Source organism: Aeromonas sobria (assembly GCF_006243315.1).
In the GTDB taxonomy this organism is placed as follows: Bacteria; Pseudomonadota; Gammaproteobacteria; order Enterobacterales; family Aeromonadaceae; genus Aeromonas; species Aeromonas sobria_A.
Genome location: NZ_NKWE01000038.1, coordinates 1 through 19,653 on the forward strand (window position 1 = coordinate 1; position 19,653 = coordinate 19,653).

Sequence of the window (19,653 nt, forward strand, 5' to 3'; positions counted from 1 at the left end):
GGGACATAGCCTTTTTTATGGCTTGGCGATAATGCTCGGTTTAATCCCCCCGTTCTGTAAGAGATCTTCCATTCTCGCGGCAGGCCAAGGCTCATTAAATTGCATACAATTTTAAATATTTATTATTTATCAATTGATTATGTGCAATTTGATATTTTTCGGCATATTGAGAATGCTTTGAGTGGATTGAGCCACCTTATAGAGTTGATACAGTAGACTCAATGGATTCACCCACGGATTGGGTGGCGGTTTTCACAACGGGATGTTGTGAGCAGAGGATGGCAGGCGTGGCGGGATGCCATGGGCTCGCATGAGCTGGCAAGGGATTGAAGGATCAGGATGGTGACCATCTCCGGAGCGGGATGGGTTGCGGGATGCAGACTCCCCGGCACGATGGCAGGATGCGGTCGAGGCGGGTCAAACAGGCACACGCACATTCAGGAACGACTTAACATAAGGTCAGGATGACCACACCAAGATATGACGTGATGAGAAGTCTTAAGTAGAAAGGGTAAAGCATACTGTTTTGCCCTTCAGGATCTACTCGCATAAACATATCAAGGCAGCTTCGGCTGCCTTTTTTCGTTGGGGTCATTAACCCGATTAGCCATTCTGTGTCAAAATACCAGCAACATGCCCAGAGGATACCGATCCTGCGGTGTTCAGTGGCCACTTTTGGCCGAGTTGGGGCGAGATCCTGTTCTTGTTCCAGCCTTACTGTTCCTCGCATCGTATCCCACCGGGTCAGATCATCCCGGGTTCGGGTTCAATCCAGTTATTTTTCGGAGTTAGCCATTCATGTCTGCTAAACAACCCACTCGCAAGCCTACCGGTAAGCGCCAAGAATCTGATGTCAGTGCTCAGGAAGGTCGTGAGCGTAAGCGGGCTGCCAAGCGCAAGGGCCTGAAGGCAGGCTCTCGTCAGCAAGCCGAGCAACAAAACAATAACTCGAATAAGCAGCCCAAAGACCCACGGATCGGTTCACGCAAGCCGGTTGTATTGGTGCTGGATGAAAAGCAGAAGAAGCCGACGACGACCAAGCCGCTAAAAGAGAAGAAACTGGCGATGACGCCTGAGCAGGAGCTGGCCTCTATCGAAAATGATGATCGCTTGAATGATCTGCTGGATCGTCTTGATGCCGGTGAAACCCTGGAAGCTGCCGAGCAGGCCTGGGTTGATCAGCGTGTTGACCGTTATCAGGTGCTGATGGATGAGCTGGGGATCATCGATAACGATAACGATGAAGACGAGGATGACCTCCCGTTCGATGGTGATGATGATGGCGGGTTCGACGAACCACAACAGCCTGCTTCCGAAGAGGAGCTGTGGGATCGTTTCACTCAGGTCGATTACAAGCCTGAGCCAAAACCTGAGCCGAAGAAAAAGTGATGAGTGAGTGGATGCTGGCCGCCCTGTTGGGCGGCCTGATTTTGTCAGGCTTGGCCATCTATGCCGGTATGCTGCTAGCCAGGCTCAAACGACAGCAAGGAATGCAGTCGCAGGCGATTGCTGCCCGCAATGAGCTAATTCTGGATAGTGTGCGAGTTATTGCCCATGCGGTGCAGGAGGGGCAGTGCGACTACTCCGAAGGTGCCATTCGACTGACCAATCTGTTAGATGCGTTGCAGATCAAGGGTGGGCGGGTATTTGCAACCGAGTTCCCGGGTCTGTACGGACTGTATGAGAAGGTGAAAGATATGCCGACTCATGAGGCCAGGCGAGCCCTCAAACGCAACCAAGTGATGAGGATGGATCTCGACCGCAGTGGCTACGAGGCAGAGCTGGAGGCTCAGATCCTCAAGGATGTGGCCCAACTGAAGGATTTTCAGTTAGGCCGATGAGCCGTCAATAACAACAAGAGAGGAAGCGAGCGTGCAAGTAGAACAGATTGTGTGGGATCAGGCCCTGATCGAAAAGTATAACTACAGCGGCCCGCGATATACCTCTTATCCCACCGCGCTGGAGTTCAACGAGGGCTTCGGCTATCCGGATTTTGTCCGCGCTGCCGGCCAGTATCCCGAGCGCAATCTGTCGCTCTACGTGCATATCCCTTTCTGTCACAAGCTCTGCTATTACTGCGGCTGCAACAAGGTCATTACCCGCCATCAGCACAAGGCTGACGAGTACCTCGACTACCTCGAACAAGAGATCAAGGCGCAGGCACCGCTCTTCAAGCATCGGCTGGTCACCCAGCTGCACTGGGGTGGCGGTACGCCCACCTATCTGGATGAAGCACAGACGCGCCGTCTGATGGCCATGCTGCGTGAGCACTTCCACTTCGCCGAAGAGGGAGAGTTCAGCATCGAGGTCGATCCGCGCGAGATCGCCATTACCATGCTGGATGTGCTGCGAGAAGTCGGCTTCAACCGCATCAGCCTCGGGGTACAGGACTTTAACAAGGCTGTGCAGGTCGCGGTAAACCGCGAGCAGGACAACGACTTTATTAAAGCCATGTTGGAACGGGCCCGCACGTTGGGCTTTCGCTCTACCAACCTCGACCTTATCTATGGCCTGCCGCATCAGGATCGTGCCAGTTTCCACCATACGCTGGAAGAGGTGCTAAAAACCGATCCGGCCCGCCTCTCTATTTTCAACTATGCCCATCTGCCGAGTCGCTTCGCGGCCCAGCGCAAGCTGAAAGAAGACGATATGCCTGCTCCGCAGGAGAAGCTGGCCATGCTGCAGGATACGATCGCCTTTCTGACCGGCCAGGGTTACCAATTCATCGGCATGGATCATTTCGCCAAACCCGATGACGAGCTGGCAGTAGCGCAGCGTGAGGGTACGTTGCACCGCAACTTCCAGGGCTACACCACCCAGGGTGATTGCGATCTGCTGGGACTGGGGGTCTCTTCCATCAGTATGATCGGCGATGCCTACTCCCAGAATCAGAAAGAGCTAAAAGCGTACTACGCCCAAGTTACAGAGCTGGGCCATGCTCAGTGGAAAGGTTGCTCGCTCAATCAGGATGACCTGATCCGCCGTGAGGTGATCAAGCGGCTTATCTGTGATTTTCGCCTTAACTTTGCCGTTGTCGAGCAGATGTTCGGCCTGAACTTCAAGGAGTATTTCGCTGAAGATCTCAAGCTGCTGCAGACTTTCATCAACGATGGACTGGTGCGCATGACAGATGCTGGGCTGGAGGTTTCGTCCACGGGGCAGCTGTTGATCCGCAATATCTGCATGTGCTTCGATGTTTATCTGCGCAACAAGGCGCGCCAACAGCAGTTCTCTCGCGTGATATAAGTTTTTGTTTGCCGATCAGAAAAGGGCGTCATTGTGGCGCCCTTTCCATAGGTATTTTTGCTTAAGCTGAGGGTCGAGAAAGTTCTGACAAGAAGGTGCTGCGCTGAGGCAAGCAATGGGGCGGTGAAACGCAGACAAAAAGATGGGGGCGACTTGCGTCGCCCCCGGTAGTCGTATCGCTCATATCCTTGAACGAAGTTGCTCCCTGCAATCCCTGACTGTTTACCTCTTCCTTTAGGTTTCCCCTTCCCAATCCTTTGGGGTGTCCTTTAGCCATCTTGGCCTGACGAGTCATCCTGTCCCGTCGCACTTTCTCCGTCCTGGGAGGTGTCCTTTACCATATCCTGTGGTGAGTCCATTTGCCTAACCCTGGCAGCCAGTCTTCCTGACCGACTTCATTGCGTCCGTGCATGAGTAACTATAAGGATTTTCTTACCGGCTACAACGTCAGATTGGAAAACGTTTTTGTCATTAGCTGTTTCGAAAGCAGGGTGTTTCTATTTATTCATTTATAAACATGATGTTAAGTGTTCCATTGTCATGTTTTAAGATCCCATCTTCCGATTATCTCGGGGATCTTTTCGGCGGTTGGCTTACATATGGAATGGCAGATCTCTTACACGGCTTTTTGGTTACTTTGGAAACAGATTTTGCGGTCTGATGGTGGTCATTCGGGGTCGGTTGGCGATGCGCCAAAAGATCGGCTGAATGGGGAAATTATGAGCGCTGGAGTCGCTCATAGATGGTCTGGCGCTCTTCCGGGGTGAGCGAAGAGAAGTAGTGAGTGAAAAGGCGCAGCAACAGGGATTTGTTCATGCCATCTTGCTGGGTCAGATTGCCCAGTTCGTCGATGGCCACCGCGCTCATCGAGAAGGTGGCCTTCTTATAGCTGGGTTTAAGGTGTTCACCACTCTCGATAAAGGCCAGTGCGGACAAGGCTTCATCCCTATGCTGGTTCAGTTCCAGGCTGACCACCTTGGGGGTGCCTTTTGCGTAGAACTCCGCATCTTCGATAAACTCGTCAACGGTGAACTTCTTTTGATGATGCAACTGGTGCTTTTTTTTCAGATCAGCCAGGCCCATCTCATACCCCCACTTGCAGGAACTCTTTGGCGATGGTCCTGATCTCTTCAGCAGATTTGCCGTCAGGCTCGATCTCCATCACTGATAACCCCTTTTCTTCGCTGTCATCGTAAACATTGCGGCCGTAGGTGATGGCGTTCAGGACATCGACACCGAACGAAGAGCAGACCTCTTTCGCCTCCAGAATGCGTTTGACCTGATTGGGCAGGGCGGGGCACTGGGTCAGCACTACTGCTGCATTGAGTGTCGGATTGACCATCTTGCAGGTGGTGATGAGATCTTCCATATGGGGCAGGGTCTTGAGGTCGCGACGCTTGGGGCGCAGGGGGATCAGGGCGTGAGTGGCGACAGCCATAGTGGAGCGCAGTGCCCGGTTGTCTTGCCCACCGCAATCGACGATGACGTAGTCGTAGCGGTTCTTCAGGCTGAGCAGATCGTTGCGGATATTGCCGTAGAGCTGAACGCAGTTGATTTGTGGCAGCTCCGGGTTGTCATTGCGCTCCTGAATCCAGTCAGAGGTGGTGCGCTGCGGGTCGCAATCGACCAGTAACACTTCCCCCTGAAATTGGGATCTGAGGTAGACCGCCAGATTTTGTGCCAGGCAGCTCTTGCCACTTCCCCCCTTCTCTCCACCGACCAACAAGATCATGACGTTCCCCTATCCATGAGAAAACTGCTGATTTCAGTATAGGAGGAGCCTGTCTCATCACAAGGCGAGAGGAGTGATGCTCCTCTCGCTGTTTCGACTAGTAATGAACCTTACCTCCATGCCAGCGGCAGACATAGTCGGGCACCAGCATTTGGGGGGCCTTGTCGACATGGCAGACCACCATGGGCATGGCGGGAGCTCCTTCGGCCTGGCTGAGGCTTGGTAGAGCAGTCAGGAACAAAGTGGCGAGCAGCAGCATGGGTTTCATCTTCATAACAACTCCTTGGTTGAACCATCCATATGTGATCTGGATCACTGTCTGAGTTAAGTCGAGGTTGGTGGCAGTGCAAGGTGAGACCAATAAATTCAGTTAATGAAAAAAGTATCAAAAGGCGTTGTGATGATTCACCGGGATAGTTAGCTGCCTGGATGCGCACTTTGTGCATATTGAGTTGAATCGGATCGGGAAGAGTATTGCGTGCAGGGCAGGGAGCTAAGGGGATTACATCAATGCCATGATCTGGGACAAGAAAAGATTTATGCAATGAAGTGTGGGGATATGAGTTTTTATTTCTCCTCCGATCCGGTGGTCATGCTGATGTATTCAATAGCGAGACGGTAATATTCATCTCTCCTGTTTAAATGTTTTCATTTAATTGATTTTAAAGGTTTTATTGTTTTTTAATTTAATCCGGCCATTGACCATGAATGAATAAAAAACGAATCAAACTGAAATATAGCAGGGTGGTTGTGCATGGCTATTCAGCATGGAGTGTTTGGAAAATGTGCGATTTGCTACTGGGGTCATAGATTGAGCGGTGAATATATTCAGTTCTGAGTGAATGTGATCAATGTCTAAGTTTGCGTTGGTTTGCAGGTCTAACCTCGGTCTCGAAAGGCAAGGGCAGGATAGAACATAAGCCGAATACCCTACATAAAGAATATCCCGCCTTAGCCACGAGCATGAATAGAAGGAATCTATTCAATCACTCGCAGGGACCACTGCTAGACGGAATTTAATCATGAGCAAATTTAATGTAGGTTCTGAAGTTGGCCAATTGCGCCGTGTCATGTTGCACCGCCCCAACCTCAGTCTGAAGCGTCTGACCCCTTCCAACTGCCAGGACCTGCTGTTCGATGATGTCTTGTCTGTAGAGCGTGCCGGTCAGGAGCACGACAAATTCGCTCAGGTACTGCGCGATCAGAATGTCGAAGTTTTCCTGCTGACTAATATGCTGGCCGAAACCCTGGATGTGCCGGAAGCCAAAACCTGGCTGCTGCAACATCAGGTCTCCGATTATCGCCTCGGCTCTTCTCTGGCCAACGATGTGCGTTGCTTCCTTGCTGATATGCCGCACCGTGAACTGGCCCGGATTCTGACGGGTGGCCTGACCTACTCCGAGATGCCTCACCGCGGCGTCAACATGGTTGTTGGCATGCACACCCCAACCGATTTCATCATTGAACCGCTGCCTAACCACCTCTTTACCCGTGATACCTCCTGCTGGGTCTACGGTGGCGTCTCCATCAACCCGATGGCCAAGCCAGCCCGTCGCCGCGAAACCAACCATGTGAAGGCTATCTACCGCTGGCACCCGATGTTTGCCGGGCAGGACTTCATCAAGTACTTCGGTGACGAAGATCATGACTACGACAACTCCACTATTGAGGGGGGGGACGTACTGGTCATCGGCCGTGGTGCTGTGCTCATCGGTATGTCCGAGCGTACTACGCCACAAGGGGTCGAGCATCTGGCTCGCAGCCTGTTCAAACATGGTCAGGCCAAACAGGTCATCGCCATGGAGCTGCCGAAACACCGTAGCTGCATGCACCTGGATACAGTCATGACTCACATGGATATAGATACCTTCTCCGTTTATCCAGAAGTGGTTCGCAAAGATCTGCAGTGCTGGAGTCTGACTCCGGGCGGCGCCACCGGCATGAACATCAAGGAAGAGGGTTACTTCGTTACCGCCATCGAGAAGGCGCTGGGTGTCGATCAGCTCAAGCTCATCACTACTGGCGGTGACAGCTTCGAAGCCGAACGCGAGCAGTGGAACGATGCCAACAACGTACTGACCGTACGTCCCGGCGTGGTGGTGGGTTATGAGCGCAACACCTACACCAACGAGAAATATGACAAGGCCGGTATCACAGTTCTCTCCATTCCGGGTGATGAACTGGGCCGTGGCCGCGGCGGCGCCCGCTGCATGAGCTGCCCGATGGAACGCGACAGCATCTGATGAGACGGCGTGGCGCCGGCAGAGGCTGGCGCCACACAGACCCAAAATCGAGATTAACCACTATGAAAAAACCAACTGTCGTCGTCGCTCTGGGTGGTAATGCACTGCTCCGTCGTGGTGAGCCCCTTGAGGCGGACATTCAGCGCAAGAACATCGCCACTGCCGCCAAGACCATCGCCCTGATCGCTCAGGAGTACAACGTGGTGCTGGTGCATGGCAACGGCCCGCAAGTCGGCCTGCTGGCCCTGCAAAACAGTGCCTACACCAAGGTCTCTCCTTATCCGCTGGATGTGCTGGGTGCCGAGTCTCAGGGCATGATCGGCTACATGCTGATCCAGGAGCTGAAAAATCTGATGCCGAGCCGCAACGTCACCGCGTTGCTGACTCAGGTGCAGGTCGATCCCAAGGATCCGGCATTTGCCAATCCGACCAAATTTATCGGCCCCGTCTATGACGAAGCGGAAGCCCGCGCTCTGGCAGAAGAGAAACACTGGGTGGTCAAGGCTGATGGCAAGTTCTTCCGCCGCGTGGTGCCGTCCCCGCTGCCACAGCGCATCATCGAAGGTGATGCCATCGAAACTCTGATCGCTCAGGGCCACCTCATCATCTGTACCGGTGGTGGTGGCATTCCGGTGACCTGGGATGGCCAGAGCCTGACCGGTATCGAAGCGGTGATCGACAAAGACATGTCTGCCGCCTATCTGGCCAAGCAGATCAAGGCTGACGCCCTGCTGATCCTGACCGATGCCGATGCCGTCTATCTGGATTGGGGCAAGCCGACCCAGCATCCGCTGCGGGTCACCAGCCCGGACGAGCTGGCCGGGGTCAAATTCGACGCAGGCTCCATGGGACCGAAAGTCGAAGCCTCCTGTGAATTTGTCAAAGCGACCGGTGGCATGGTCGGCATCGGTTCGCTGGAAGATGGCTTGGCCATCCTCAAGGGCGAAGCCGGTACCAATATCGTCGCCACTCGCACCGAACATGCCTAGTTAACGAATCTGTACTGAGAATGCGTAGTCAACACTACTGCCCGAATTGGTCTGCAACAAATATAGAGAGAACTCATCATGGCTTTTAATCTGCGTAACCGTAACTTCCTGAAACTGCTGGACTTCACCCCACGCGAAATCCAATACATGATCGACTTGGCCATCGACCTGAAAAAAGCCAAATACGGTGGCTATGAGCGCAAACACCTGACCGGCAAGAACATCGCCCTGATTTTCGAGAAGACCTCTACCCGCACCCGCTGTGCGTTTGAAGTGGCGGCCTTCGACCAGGGGGCGCAAGTCTCCTACCTCGGCCCAAGCGGTTCCCAGATCGGTCACAAGGAGTCCATGAAGGACACCGCCCGGGTACTGGGCCGCATGTATGACGGCATCGAATACCGCGGCTACGGCCAGGAGATCGTGGAAGAGCTGGGCGCTTACGCCGGTGTCCCGGTCTGGAACGGCCTGACCAACGAATTCCACCCGACCCAGATCCTGGCCGACTTCATGACCATGCTGGAGCACGGCAAGGGCAAGCGTCTGGATCAAATCAAGTTCGCCTACCTGGGTGATGCCCGTAACAACATGGGTAACTCCCTGATGGTCGGTGCCGCCAAGATGGGCATGGATATTCGTCTGGTCGCGCCGAAAGCCTTCTGGCCGGAAGAGGATCTGGTTGCCAAGTGCCGCCTGATCGCCGAAGAGACCGGCGCGCGCATCACCCTGACCGAAGATGTGAAAGAGGGTGTGCTGGGCACCGACTTCCTCTACACCGACGTCTGGGTTTCCATGGGCGAAGCGAAAGAAGCCTGGGATCAGCGGGTGAAACTGATGACCCCGTACCAGATCAACATGGATGTCATCAACGCCACCAAGAACCCTGACGTGAAGTTCATGCACTGTCTGCCGGCGTTCCATAACGACGAGACTACCATGGGCAAGGAAGTGGCTGAGAAATATGGCATGAAAGGCCTGGAAGTGACCGAGGAGGTGTTCGAATCCGAGCACAGCATCGTGTTCGACGAGGCCGAAAACCGGATGCACACCATCAAGGCAGTGATGGTTGCTACGCTGGGCGACTAAGGTCGCAGTAGTGGTGCCGGGGGGCAACCCCCGGCTTTTCGACCATGTGACAGCGGCATAATACCTCTAACCCTACAACCCGCAGCCTGCATGGATACCACACCCACAGAAGGAAGCTGGACCATGACCAAATTCAAGTTCCCGTCAGCCTACACGATACTGTTTGTGCTGATCGCCCTGGTGGCCGCCCTGAGCTGGATAGTGCCGGCCGGCAAATACGAGATGACCATGAACGAAGCCCTCGGCAAAGAAGTGCCGGTGGCGGGTACCTACAAGCTGGTGGAGGGGAATCCTCAGGGGATCGTCGATGTGCTGCTGGCACCTATCGATGGCCTCTACAACCACGAAACCTATGAGGCAGGCGCCATCGACGTCTCCCTCTTTATCCTGATCATCGGTGGTTTTCTTGGCATTGTGACCAAGACCGGGGCCATCGATGCCGGTATTGAACGTGTTACCGACCGCCTGCGTGGTCGTGAAGAGTGGATGATCCCGATCCTGATGGCGTTGTTCGCCGCAGGGGGTACCATCTACGGCATGGCTGAAGAGTCGCTGCCCTTCTACACCCTGCTGGTGCCGGTGATGATGGCTGCCCGTTTCGACCCGGTCGTCGCTGCGGCAACCGTGTTGCTGGGGGCCGGTATCGGTACCCTAGGCTCTACCATCAACCCGTTTGCCACTGTGATTGCCGCCAACGCGGCCGGTATCTCCTTTACCGACGGTATCTGGCTGCGTGTCGCCATGCTGATAGCTGGCTGGCTGATCTGTGTCACCTACGTCATGCGTTACGCCAAGATGGTGCGCAGCGATCCGAGCAAATCCCTGGTGGCTGACAAGTGGGAAGAGAACCGTGCCCACTTCCTTGGCAACAAGAGCGACCAGATGCTGGAGTTCACCCTGACCCGTAAAATCGTGCTGGGTATCTTCGTTGCCGCCTTCGCCGTGATGATCTACGGTGTGGCCGTGCTGGGCTGGTGGATGGCGCAGATCTCCGGCGTGTTCCTGGCTGCCGCCATCATAGTCGGTATCATCTCCCGCATGAGCGAAGAGGAGCTGACCACAAACTTTATCGACGGTGCCCGCGACCTGCTGGGTGTGGCCCTGATCATCGGTATCGCCCGCGGTATCGTGGTGGTGATGGATAACGGCATGATCACCCACACCATTTTGCACAGCGCAGAAGGGATCGTGACCGGTCTTTCTACCGTGGTGTTCATCAACGTGATGTTCGTGCTGGAATTGGTGCTCTCCTTTCTGGTGCCGTCCTCCTCTGGTCTGGCCGTACTGACCATGCCGATCATGGCGCCGCTGGCCGACTTCGCCAACGTGGGTCGCGATCTGGTGGTGACTGCTTACCAGTCAGCGTCCGGTCTGGTGAACCTGGTCACCCCGACCTCCGCCGTGGTGATGGGCGGTCTGGCCATCGCCAAGGTGCCCTATGTGCGCTGGCTGAAATGGGTGGCTCCGCTGCTCGGTATCCTGACTGTGCTGATTGTGGTCTGCCTGAGCCTGGGGGCGCTGCTCTCCTAAGATGACTCGCAAGATGTAACAACAGCTCGCGAGGGTGAATGCCAGTCAGTTAGCCTGACTGGCATTATTTTTTGAATATCCCGCTGTGGGGTTGGCGCGGTAGTCCAGCAGCCACTCTCTGCGCAGAGAGGGGATGAGCGCGAGAGTAAGCGAAGAGGGGGAGAGTCCGAAGTACTGAGTGCCGTGACAGGATGAATGAAGTCACGAATGACAGTGATGGCGATAAAAACCCCGAAACCATTCCCATGGTTTCGGGGTTTTTTAGCTCTTGCACACCGAGCGATGGCGTTTTGTCAGCAGCAAGGTGTGACGGGTTGGTCTTTCATCGGGCCACTTACTGGGTCATGGTCAAGCCGTTGCTGTCGGCCCCGAGTACCAGCGTCTTGCCGGGCACGATGCGACCGGAGAGCAGGGCCTGCGCCAGCGGGTTCTCCACTTTTTGCTGGATTGCCCGTTTGAGCGGGCGTGCTCCGTAGACAGGATCGAACCCAGCGTGTACCAGCTTGTCGAGCAGCGCTTCACTCACCGTCACCTCGTAACCCTGCGCCTCCAGTCGGCCCATCAGGCTCTTGAGCTGGATGCGGGCGATGGATTTGATGTGAGCCTCATCGAGGGGATGGAATACCACAGTCTCGTCGATCCGGTTGATAAATTCCGGCCGGAAGCTGCGGGTCAGCACCTCCATCAGCAGGGCTTTCATCTCCTCGTAATCCTTCTCGGAGTGGTGCTCCTGGATCAGATCAGAACCCAGATTCGAGGTCATGATCACCACAGTGTTGCGAAAATCGACGGTGCGGCCCTGACCATCGGTCAGGCGGCCATCATCGAGCACCTGCAACAGGATGTTGAACACATCCGGGTGGGCTTTCTCCACTTCGTCCAGCAGGATCACCGAGTAGGGGCGACGGCGTACCGCCTCGGTCAGATAACCGCCCTCTTCGTAACCCACATATCCGGGAGGCGCCCCCACCAGACGGGCTACACTGTGTTTCTCCATGAACTCGGACATGTCGATCCGCACCATGGCATCCTGGGTATCAAACAGGAACTCTGCCAGCGCCTTGCACAGCTCGGTCTTGCCCACCCCGGTTGGCCCCAAAAACAGGAAGGAGCCGATAGGGCGGTTGGGATCCGACAGTCCGGCACGGGAGCGGCGAATGGCGTTGGAAACGGCTTCAACCGCCTCTTCCTGCCCGATCACCCGGCTGTGCAGCTGCTCTTCCATCCGCAGCAGCTTGTCGCGCTCCCCTTCCAGCATCCGCGCCACCGGAATGCCGGTGGCACGGGCCAGCACGTCGGCGATCTCCACGTCGGTGACCCGGTTACGTAGCAGGCTGGTCTCCTGCATCTCGGCCTGAGTGGCGAGATCCAGCTGTTTCTCCAGCTCGGGGATGCGACCATATTGCAGCTCGGACATCCGCCCCAGATCGCCAGCACGGCGTGCCACTTCGAGATCCTGACGGGCTTGTTCCAGCGCCGCCTTGATATGCTGGGTACCGGCAAGGGCGGCCTTCTCGGCCTTCCACACTTCGTCCAGTTCGTTGTATTCCCGATCTTTTTCGCCAATCTCCTGATTGATCAGATCCAGCCGTTTGCGACTGGCGTCGTCATCCTCCTTCATCAGCGCCTGCTGTTCGAGTTTCAGCTGGATGATGCGACGCTCGAGACGATCGAGGGCCTCCGGCTTGGAGTCGATCTGCAGTCGGATGCTGGCCGCCGCCTCGTCAATCAGGTCGATGGCCTTGTCCGGCAGCTGGCGATCCGCAATGTAGCGGTGCGACAGCTGGGCTGCCGCCACAATTGCCGGGTCGGTGATCTGCACGTGATGGTGCAGCTCGTAACGCTCTTTGAGGCCGCGCAGGATGGCGATGGTGTCCTCCACGCTCGGCTCTTCCACCAGCACCTTCTGGAAACGGCGCTCAAGCGCAGCATCCTTCTCGATGTACTGACGGTACTCATCCAGCGTGGTCGCACCAACGCAGTGCAGGTCGCCACGGGCCAGTGCCGGTTTCAGCATATTGCCGGCATCCATGGCCCCTTCGCCCTTGCCGGCGCCGACCATGGTGTGCAGTTCGTCGATAAAGAGGATGACGTTGCCTTCCTCTTTGGCCAGATCGCTCAGTACCGCTTTGAGCCGCTCTTCAAACTCGCCGCGATACTTGGCACCGGCCACCAGTGCCCCCATGTCGAGGGAGAGCACCCGCTTGTTCTTGAGCCCTTCCGGCACTTCACCGTTGATGATGCGCTGAGCCAGCCCTTCCACGATGGCGGTCTTGCCGACCCCGGGAGCACCGATCAACACGGGGTTGTTCTTGGTGCGGCGCTGCAGCACCTGAATGGTGCGGCGGATCTCGTCATCACGACCGATCACCGGGTCGAGTTTGCCGAGTTCGGCCCGCTCGGTCAGATCTATGGTGTACTTCTCCAGCGCCTGACGGTTCTCTTCGGCATTGGCATCTTCAATTTTTCTACCGCCGCGCACCTTGTCGATGGCAGTTTCAAGCTTCTCTTTACTCAGGCCCTGAGCGCGCAACAGCTCACCCAGATTGCCTTTCTCGTCGAGGGCCGCCAGCACGAACAGTTCGGATGAGATGAACTGATCCTTGCGCTGCTGGGCCAGTTTGTCGCAGACGTTGAGCAGGCGGCCGAGGCCGCTGGAGAGTTGAACATCCCCCTCTACCCCGCTTACCTTGGGCAGTCGATCCAGCTCTTCGCCAAGGCGCGAGCGCAGGGTATTGATGTCCATTCCGGTCAGGGTAAGCAGTGGACGGATTGATCCGCCGTTCTGATTGACCAGTGCGGTCATCAAGTGGACGGGTTCGATAAATTGGTGATCACGACCCAGTGCAAGTGACTGGGCATCGGAAATAGCAACCTGGAATTTGCTGGTCAGGCGATCGAGACGCATCGCACTCCCCCTTTGAGGCAGACGCCGCTTGCGCGGCAAACAACATAACTTTCTGACAAGAAAGATGCGGCCGGTACGGGTTATTTCAAGGGGCAGGGCTGGTTATTTTTTCTGCAACACGGGGCGGGGGCGGGATCCCCGTCCTGTTGAGCCAAAGGACGGGGAGCGCAATCAGGCCGTCAGCCAGATAAGGGAGGCCATCCGGCCGGTCTGGCCGTCGCGGCGATAGGAGTAAAACTGCTCGCCATCGCTGAAAGTGCAGTGCTCACCGCCGTAAACGGCGTTCACCCCGGCGCGGGCCAGCCGCAACCGCGCTAGCTGGTAGATATCCGCCAGCCACTTACCCTGGTTGGGGGAGGGCACAAAGGCTGCCGCCGCCTCGGCCTGCTCCGCCATAAAGGCATCGCGCACCTCACCACCCACTTCGAACGCGGTGGGGCCGATGGCCGGGCCAAGCCAGGCAAGGATATCGACAGGATCGCAAGCCATGGCGGCGATACTCGCCTCCAGCACGCCCTCTTTCAGTCCACGCCAGCCAGCATGGGCGGAGGCGACCACAGTACCGGCCCGATCACAAAACAGCACCGGCAGGCAGTCGGCGGTCATCACGATACAGGCCTGCTCCACTTCATGGGCGCACGCCGCGTCGGCGTCCGGTGCCTGCTCATAATGGCAACTGACCGGATGAACGACGGTGCCGTGTACCTGATTAAGCCAGTTGAGGGGGCCGGGAATGGCCGCTACCTGTTGCAGGTGGCCACGATTGGCCTCGACCCGCGCCAGATCATCCCCCACATGGGCACCCAGATTCAGCCCGGCGAAAACCCCCTCGCTTACCCCGCCATCCCGAGTGGTTGACAGGGCTCTGACGTTGGCCGGCGCGGGCCAGTCAGGTTCGATCCATTTCATCTGTGACTCCTTCAATTCACCGATATAAAAACGGGGCGCCTTAGCTGTCATCAGTTAAGGCGCCCCGTTTGGGGTGTCAGACATGCTTGATGGCGGGTTACGGCAAGATCGGTCGCATACCCGCCTGGCTCATCAACTCCAGACGATGTCATCCGGATTAACGAGGGTATCGGCACGCAGCACTTCCATCAGCTCCACCATGTCTTGCGGGGTTGGGGAGTGCCACTGCATCACTTCACCTGTGATGGGGTGTGCCAGTTGCAGCATGGTGGCATGCAGCGCCTGACGGTTGAAGCCACGCAGCATCTGGGTCAGCTCAGGGGTCGCGTTGCGCAGCAGGCGCAAACGGCCACCGTATGCCGGGTCACCCACCAGCGGGTGCTTGATGTGTGCCATGTGGACACGGATCTGGTGGGTACGGCCGGTTTCCAGGCGCAGACGCAGACGGGTGTGACCACGGAACTTCTCATGTACCCGATAGTGAGTCACGGAAGGTCGGCCATTGGGCACCACATCCATGTGGGTACGCTGGGTCGGGTGACGCCCAATCGGCGCATCCACAGTGCCGCCTGCGGTCATGTGACCGATGGCGATTGCTTCGTACTCACGGGTGATCTGGCGCGCCTGCAGCGCTTCCACCAGATGAGTCTGGGCTGGCACTGTCTTGGCAACTACCATCAGACCTGTGGTGTCTTTATCCAGACGGTGCACTATGCCGGCACGGGGCACTTCGGCAATGCTGGGGTAACGGTGCAACAGGGCATTGAGGATGGTGCCATCCGGTGTACCTGCACCCGGGTGAACTACCAGTCCAGCCGGTTTGTCGATCACCAGAATATGCTCATCCTCATACACGATGTTGAGCGCGATATCCTGGGCATCCCAGCGGGTGTCATCTTCCAGCTCGACATCCACATGCACCTGTTGCCCGGCAATCACTTTCTCGCGCGGGGTGTTGGCAACCTGACCGTCCAGGGTCACTCTGTCCTGTAAAATCCACTCCTTGATGCGGGTGCGGGAGTAGTCTGGAAACAATTCGGCCAGGGCCTGGTCGAGTCGCTGCCCGAATTGGTGATCCTGGAATTCGCCTGTCAGTTCAATATGCTGGCTCATGTATGGTCTCTTGAGCGGGGGGTATCAATTCGAAATAATCAGGGTATTCTAGCTTTTCTTTTAGCCAAGCATAACGGATACTTTGCCAATTTCGTGGAAATGGACCGGATGTTGTTGATGGGAAAGAAGTCTCACCTGCTGATGTCGCTCGCCTTGGTCGCTACCTTGATCACGGGCTGTTCCAGCACCAAACCCAAGGTACCCGACGAACCGCCGGAGACCCTGTACCAGAAAGCACGCCTCAAACTGGATGTTGGTAATTACGTGCAAGCTACTGAATTACTTGAGGCTTTGGACTCTCGTTATCCGTTCGGTGCTTACTCAAACCAGGTTCAGCTTGACCTCATCTATGCCTACTACAAGCAGGATGACACCGCTCAGGCGATTGCCAATATCGACCGTTTTATCCGCCTTAATCCGGCGCATAAAAATATCGATTACGTCTTCTATATGCGCGGCCTGACCAACATGGCGGCGGATTATAATTTCTTCCAGGACTTGTTCGGAATCGATCGGGACGACAAAGACCCGGCTTATGCCCGTCAGGCCTTCCAGGATTTCAAGACCCTGCTGCAGAATTATCCCAACAGCGTCTATGCCGCCGATGCACGCGCGCGCATGACTGGCTTGAAGAATCGCTTGGCCAGATATGACCTGAGCGTGGCCAAGTACTACGTCAAGCGTGATGCGCTCATCGCCGCTGCCAACCGGGCCAAGCTGATTGTCGAGACTTATCCCGACACCGCTGAAACCGAGGCTGCGCTGGAGATCATGGTCGAGTCCTACGAGACCCTGAAGATGCCGCAGCTGGCCAAGAATGCCCGCGAAGTGCTGGCCAAGAACTACCCGGACAATCGTCTCGGCCGTGGCTGAGTAATGTGAATGAACCGGTAACAAAAAACCGATGCCAAGGCATCGGTTTTTTTATGCCTGCAATTTATCTGCAGACCAGCGTGGTCGGCGGATAAATTGGCTGACGGCGCAGCTGATGCGCCGTCATTACGGTTCGGCTACTTGGCTACATTGCCTGCCACGTTCAGGGCATCCCAGGTGCGGGAGAAGGGCGGCGCGTAGGCAAAGTCCAGCATGCCGAGCTGCTCGGTGGTCACTCCCATGGTGATGGCCACCGCCAGCGCGTCGATGCGGTGGACCGCCCCCTTGCGACCGAGGATCTGGCCGCCCAGCAGCCGCTTGCTGCCCGCTTCATAGACCAGCTTGATGTGGATGTCGGACTGGCCCGGGCAGTAGTTGGTGTGGCACTTGTCCTTGATCACCACGGTGCGATAGTCGATGCCCATCGCCTTGGCTTCCTGCTCACAGAGGCCGGTACGGCCCGCCTCCAGCCCCAGCACTTTGAGCGCCGCAGAGCCGAGGGTGCCCGGGAACTCCTGCTCGGCCCCGGCCAGGTTCTCACCCACCATGCGCCCCAGCTTGTTGGCGATGGTGGCGAGCGGCACATAGACCTGCTGCTGCTTCACGCTGTGCCAGACGCTGGCACAGTCGCCAGCCGACCAGACATTGGCCAGCGAGCTGCGCCCCTGCCGGTCCACCTTGATGGCGCCGTTGCCGAGCCGCTCGATGCCGGTATCGGCCAGAAACTCGGTGTTGGGCTTGACCCCGGTGCAGACCACCACGATATCGGCCTCGTACTCGCCCTGGCAGGTTCGCACGCCGGTCACCCGGCCATCCCCCAGCAGCGCTTCAACTCGCTCACCCAGATGGAGAGAGACCCCTTGCTCGCGCAGTTCGGTTTCGATGTGTTGGGTGATCTCGCCATCAAACGCATCAGGGATGACCCGATCCGCCAGCTCGATCAGCCGCACCTCTTTGCCCTGATGGACCAGCGCCTCTACCACTTCCAGCCCGATAAAGCCGGAGCCGATCACCACTGCGCGGCGATTGTTCTTGTCTTGTACCGCCGCCTTCAGCGCCAGTCCGTCGGCCATGCGGCGCAGACTAAATACCCCTTGTTGCTGCAAGCCGGGGATGGGGGGCATCACTTCGCGGGCACCGGTGGCGATCATCAGCCGATCGTAGCGATCGGTGAAGGTGTCGCCGTTGTGCTCCACCTGCAGGGTCTGGGCTGTTGCGTCGACGCTCAGCACCCGATGGCCAATCTTGACCTCGATCCCCTTGGCGGCGAACTGCTCGGGGGTGAACTCGGCCATGTAGCCGGGCTCCTGAAACTCGTCACCGACGAAGTAAGGCAGGCCGCAGGCACCGAAGGAGATCACCTCGGAGGCTTCATACACCACGATTTCGGCCTCTTTGGCCAGTCGGCGCGCCTTGGCGGCCGCACTCATACCGGCGGCTTCGCCACCGATGATCAGGATTCTCATAGTTTTTCCTCTCAATGGCGCAGGGAGGGCATGCCCTCCCTGCGGTCTATGGCGGGAAAGGGTCACCCCTTTCCACGCGCAGATCAACCTGCAGCAAATCAGACGGTGGACTCTTCGCCGTCCAGACTCACTTCGTGATCGCTGTTGAACACATGCATGTCGGTTTCGCCCATCAGGCGGCTGGTGACCGTCCCTGCGGTGATGGAGCCGGAGACGTTCAGCGCGGTGCGGCCCATGTCGATCAGCGGCTCGATGGAGATCAGCAGACCGGCCAGCGCCACCGGGAAGTCCAGCGCGGAGAGCACGATCAGCGCAGCAAAGGTAGCACCACCACCAATCCCGGCCACCCCGAAGGAGCTGACGGTGATAATGGCGATCAGGGTCATGATGAAGCCGGGATCCATCGGGTTGACCCCGACAGTCGGGGCAATCATCACCGCCAGCATCGCCGGATAGATACCGGCACAGCCGTTCTGGCCGATGGTGGAACCGAAGGAGGCGGCGAAGTTGGCGATCCCTTCCGGAATACCCAGTGACTTGGTCTGGGTCTGTACGTTCATCGGGATGGAGCCCGCGCTGGTGCGCGAGGTGAAGGCAAAGGCCAGCACCGGGGTGATCTTCTTGAGGAAACGCAGCGGGTTGATGCCGACCATGCTCACCAGCAGCAGGTGTACCGCGAACATGATAGCGATGGCACCATAAGAGGCCATGACGAAGCTAAGCAAGTTGATGATGTCGGTGTAGTTGGAGCCAGAGACCACCTTGGTCATCAGCGCCAGCACGCCAAACGGGGTCAGACGCAGCACCAGGGTCACCATTCGCATCACGATGGCGTGAGCCACGGCGATGAAGTGGCCGAAACTGGCGAAGATCTCCGGCTTCTTGCGAGCGATGCCGGTGGCAGAGATGCCGATGAAGATGGAGAAGATCACCACGGCGATGGTGGAGGTCTTGCGCGCCCCTGTCATGTCGAGGAAGGGGTTGGCAGGGATGAACTCCAGCATCATCTTGGCAAACGACATGCTCTCGACGCTACCGAGGGTAGTCTGCAGCGCGGCACCACGGGCGCTCTCGGCGGCGCCGGAGGTCAGCCCTTCGGCGGTCAGGCCGAACAGGTTGGACATCAGGATGCCCGCACCGGCGGCAATGGCGGTGGTGAAGATCAGTACGCCTATGGTCATGGCGCTAATCTTGCCAAGGGCGGTACCGCCATTGAGCTTCAAGATGGCGCTGATGATGGAGACCATGATCAGCGGGATGATGATCATCTGCAGCAGCTTCACATAACCGCCACCCACGATATCCAGATAGTCGATGGTCTGGACTATGACCGGTGAACCGGCGCCATAGAGCAGCTGCAGAGCGGCACCGAACAGGATGCCAAGGCCCAGACCGGCAAACACCCTGCGGGTGAAGCTCACATGTTTTTGCTGTAACCGGTAGAGAAAGAACAGCAACATGGCCAGGATGGCCAGATTACCGATAACGCTGAATGTCATGGTATGACTCCCCAAAAAGCGGGCTTACGCCCGAGAAATAAGAACAAGCGCCATGCTTGTCC

Annotated in this window: 16 protein-coding genes; 8 read left to right on the forward strand and 8 right to left on the reverse strand. The window is 57.0% G+C overall.

What is annotated here, in order from left to right:
- Positions 1 to 798: 798 nt before the first annotated feature.
- From yihI to hemN, 3 genes are read left to right on the forward strand one after another with little or no spacing between them, the layout of a single operon-like run.
- Positions 799 to 1,389, forward strand: a complete 591-nt coding sequence (yihI, locus tag CF137_RS11990) for a Der GTPase-activating protein YihI (protein WP_139719233.1) — start codon at positions 799 to 801, stop codon at positions 1,387 to 1,389.
- Positions 1,390 to 1,400: 11 nt separating this feature from the next.
- The gene (locus CF137_RS11995) at positions 1,401 to 1,841 is read left to right on the forward strand and encodes a DUF2489 domain-containing protein (protein ID WP_042018081.1); all 441 of its coding nucleotides are present in this window, start codon (positions 1,401 to 1,403) and stop codon (positions 1,839 to 1,841) included.
- Positions 1,842 to 1,872: 31 nt separating this feature from the next.
- Complete coding sequence (hemN, locus tag CF137_RS12000) at positions 1,873 to 3,246, forward strand: oxygen-independent coproporphyrinogen III oxidase (protein ID WP_139719235.1); 1,374 nt, start codon at positions 1,873 to 1,875, stop codon at positions 3,244 to 3,246.
- Positions 3,247 to 3,963: 717 nt separating this feature from the next.
- On the opposite strand, the gene CF137_RS12005 is transcribed toward hemN, so the two are convergent.
- The 3 genes from CF137_RS12005 to CF137_RS22095 form a co-directional block, all read right to left on the reverse strand.
- Positions 3,964 to 4,329, reverse strand: a complete 366-nt coding sequence (locus tag CF137_RS12005) for a CopG family transcriptional regulator (RefSeq protein ID WP_101323359.1) — start codon at positions 4,327 to 4,329, stop codon at positions 3,964 to 3,966.
- A 1-nt stretch (position 4,330) separates the two neighbouring features.
- Positions 4,331 to 4,978: an AAA family ATPase gene (locus CF137_RS12010; RefSeq protein ID WP_042012296.1), complete on the reverse strand. Its 648-nt coding sequence runs from the start codon at positions 4,976 to 4,978 to the stop codon at positions 4,331 to 4,333.
- Between the two features lie 97 nt (positions 4,979 to 5,075).
- Positions 5,076 to 5,252, reverse strand: a complete 177-nt coding sequence (locus tag CF137_RS22095; RefSeq protein ID WP_162850438.1) for a hypothetical protein — start codon at positions 5,250 to 5,252, stop codon at positions 5,076 to 5,078.
- 748 nt (positions 5,253 to 6,000) lie between these two features.
- Between CF137_RS22095 and arcA the strand changes: the two genes are divergently transcribed.
- The 4 genes from arcA to CF137_RS12030 all read left to right on the forward strand — a co-directional run bounded on the left by arcA (position 6,001) and on the right by CF137_RS12030 (position 10,823).
- Positions 6,001 to 7,221: an arginine deiminase gene (gene arcA / locus CF137_RS12015; RefSeq protein WP_101318462.1), complete on the forward strand. Its 1,221-nt coding sequence runs from the start codon at positions 6,001 to 6,003 to the stop codon at positions 7,219 to 7,221.
- Positions 7,222 to 7,283: 62 nt separating this feature from the next.
- A complete protein-coding gene (gene arcC, locus CF137_RS12020; RefSeq protein WP_101318460.1) occupies positions 7,284 to 8,210 on the forward strand; it encodes a carbamate kinase in 927 nt (308 codons plus the stop codon).
- A 78-nt stretch (positions 8,211 to 8,288) separates the two neighbouring features.
- Positions 8,289 to 9,293 (forward strand): ornithine carbamoyltransferase, encoded by a 1,005-nt coding sequence (gene argF, locus CF137_RS12025; protein WP_042017978.1) that lies wholly within the window; start codon positions 8,289 to 8,291, stop codon positions 9,291 to 9,293.
- A 123-nt stretch (positions 9,294 to 9,416) separates the two neighbouring features.
- Entirely contained in the window at positions 9,417 to 10,823 is a 1,407-nt protein-coding gene (locus CF137_RS12030) for a YfcC family protein (RefSeq protein WP_139719237.1), read from the forward strand.
- Positions 10,824 to 11,157: 334 nt separating this feature from the next.
- Here CF137_RS12030 and clpB read toward each other — a convergent pair whose 3' ends face one another.
- The 3 genes from clpB to rluD form a co-directional block, all read right to left on the reverse strand.
- Complete coding sequence (clpB, locus tag CF137_RS12035; RefSeq protein ID WP_101323362.1) at positions 11,158 to 13,731, reverse strand: ATP-dependent chaperone ClpB; 2,574 nt, start codon at positions 13,729 to 13,731, stop codon at positions 11,158 to 11,160.
- A 171-nt stretch (positions 13,732 to 13,902) separates the two neighbouring features.
- The gene (gene pgeF, locus CF137_RS12040) at positions 13,903 to 14,640 is read right to left on the reverse strand and encodes a peptidoglycan editing factor PgeF (RefSeq protein WP_139719240.1); all 738 of its coding nucleotides are present in this window, start codon (positions 14,638 to 14,640) and stop codon (positions 13,903 to 13,905) included.
- A 132-nt stretch (positions 14,641 to 14,772) separates the two neighbouring features.
- Positions 14,773 to 15,753 (reverse strand): 23S rRNA pseudouridine(1911/1915/1917) synthase RluD, encoded by a 981-nt coding sequence (rluD, locus tag CF137_RS12045; protein WP_101318452.1) that lies wholly within the window; start codon positions 15,751 to 15,753, stop codon positions 14,773 to 14,775.
- 117 nt (positions 15,754 to 15,870) lie between these two features.
- On the opposite strand from rluD, the gene CF137_RS12050 reads away from it, so the two are divergent.
- Complete coding sequence (locus CF137_RS12050; protein ID WP_101318450.1) at positions 15,871 to 16,626, forward strand: outer membrane protein assembly factor BamD; 756 nt, start codon at positions 15,871 to 15,873, stop codon at positions 16,624 to 16,626.
- 137 nt (positions 16,627 to 16,763) lie between these two features.
- Here CF137_RS12050 and CF137_RS12055 read toward each other — a convergent pair whose 3' ends face one another.
- Positions 16,764 to 18,092, reverse strand: coding sequence for a CoA-disulfide reductase (locus tag CF137_RS12055; protein ID WP_139719242.1), 1,329 nt, complete (start codon positions 18,090 to 18,092; stop codon positions 16,764 to 16,766).
- 98 nt (positions 18,093 to 18,190) lie between these two features.
- Positions 18,191 to 19,591, reverse strand: coding sequence for an L-cystine transporter (locus tag CF137_RS12060; RefSeq protein ID WP_101318446.1), 1,401 nt, complete (start codon positions 19,589 to 19,591; stop codon positions 18,191 to 18,193).
- Positions 19,592 to 19,653: the final 62 nt, after the last annotated feature.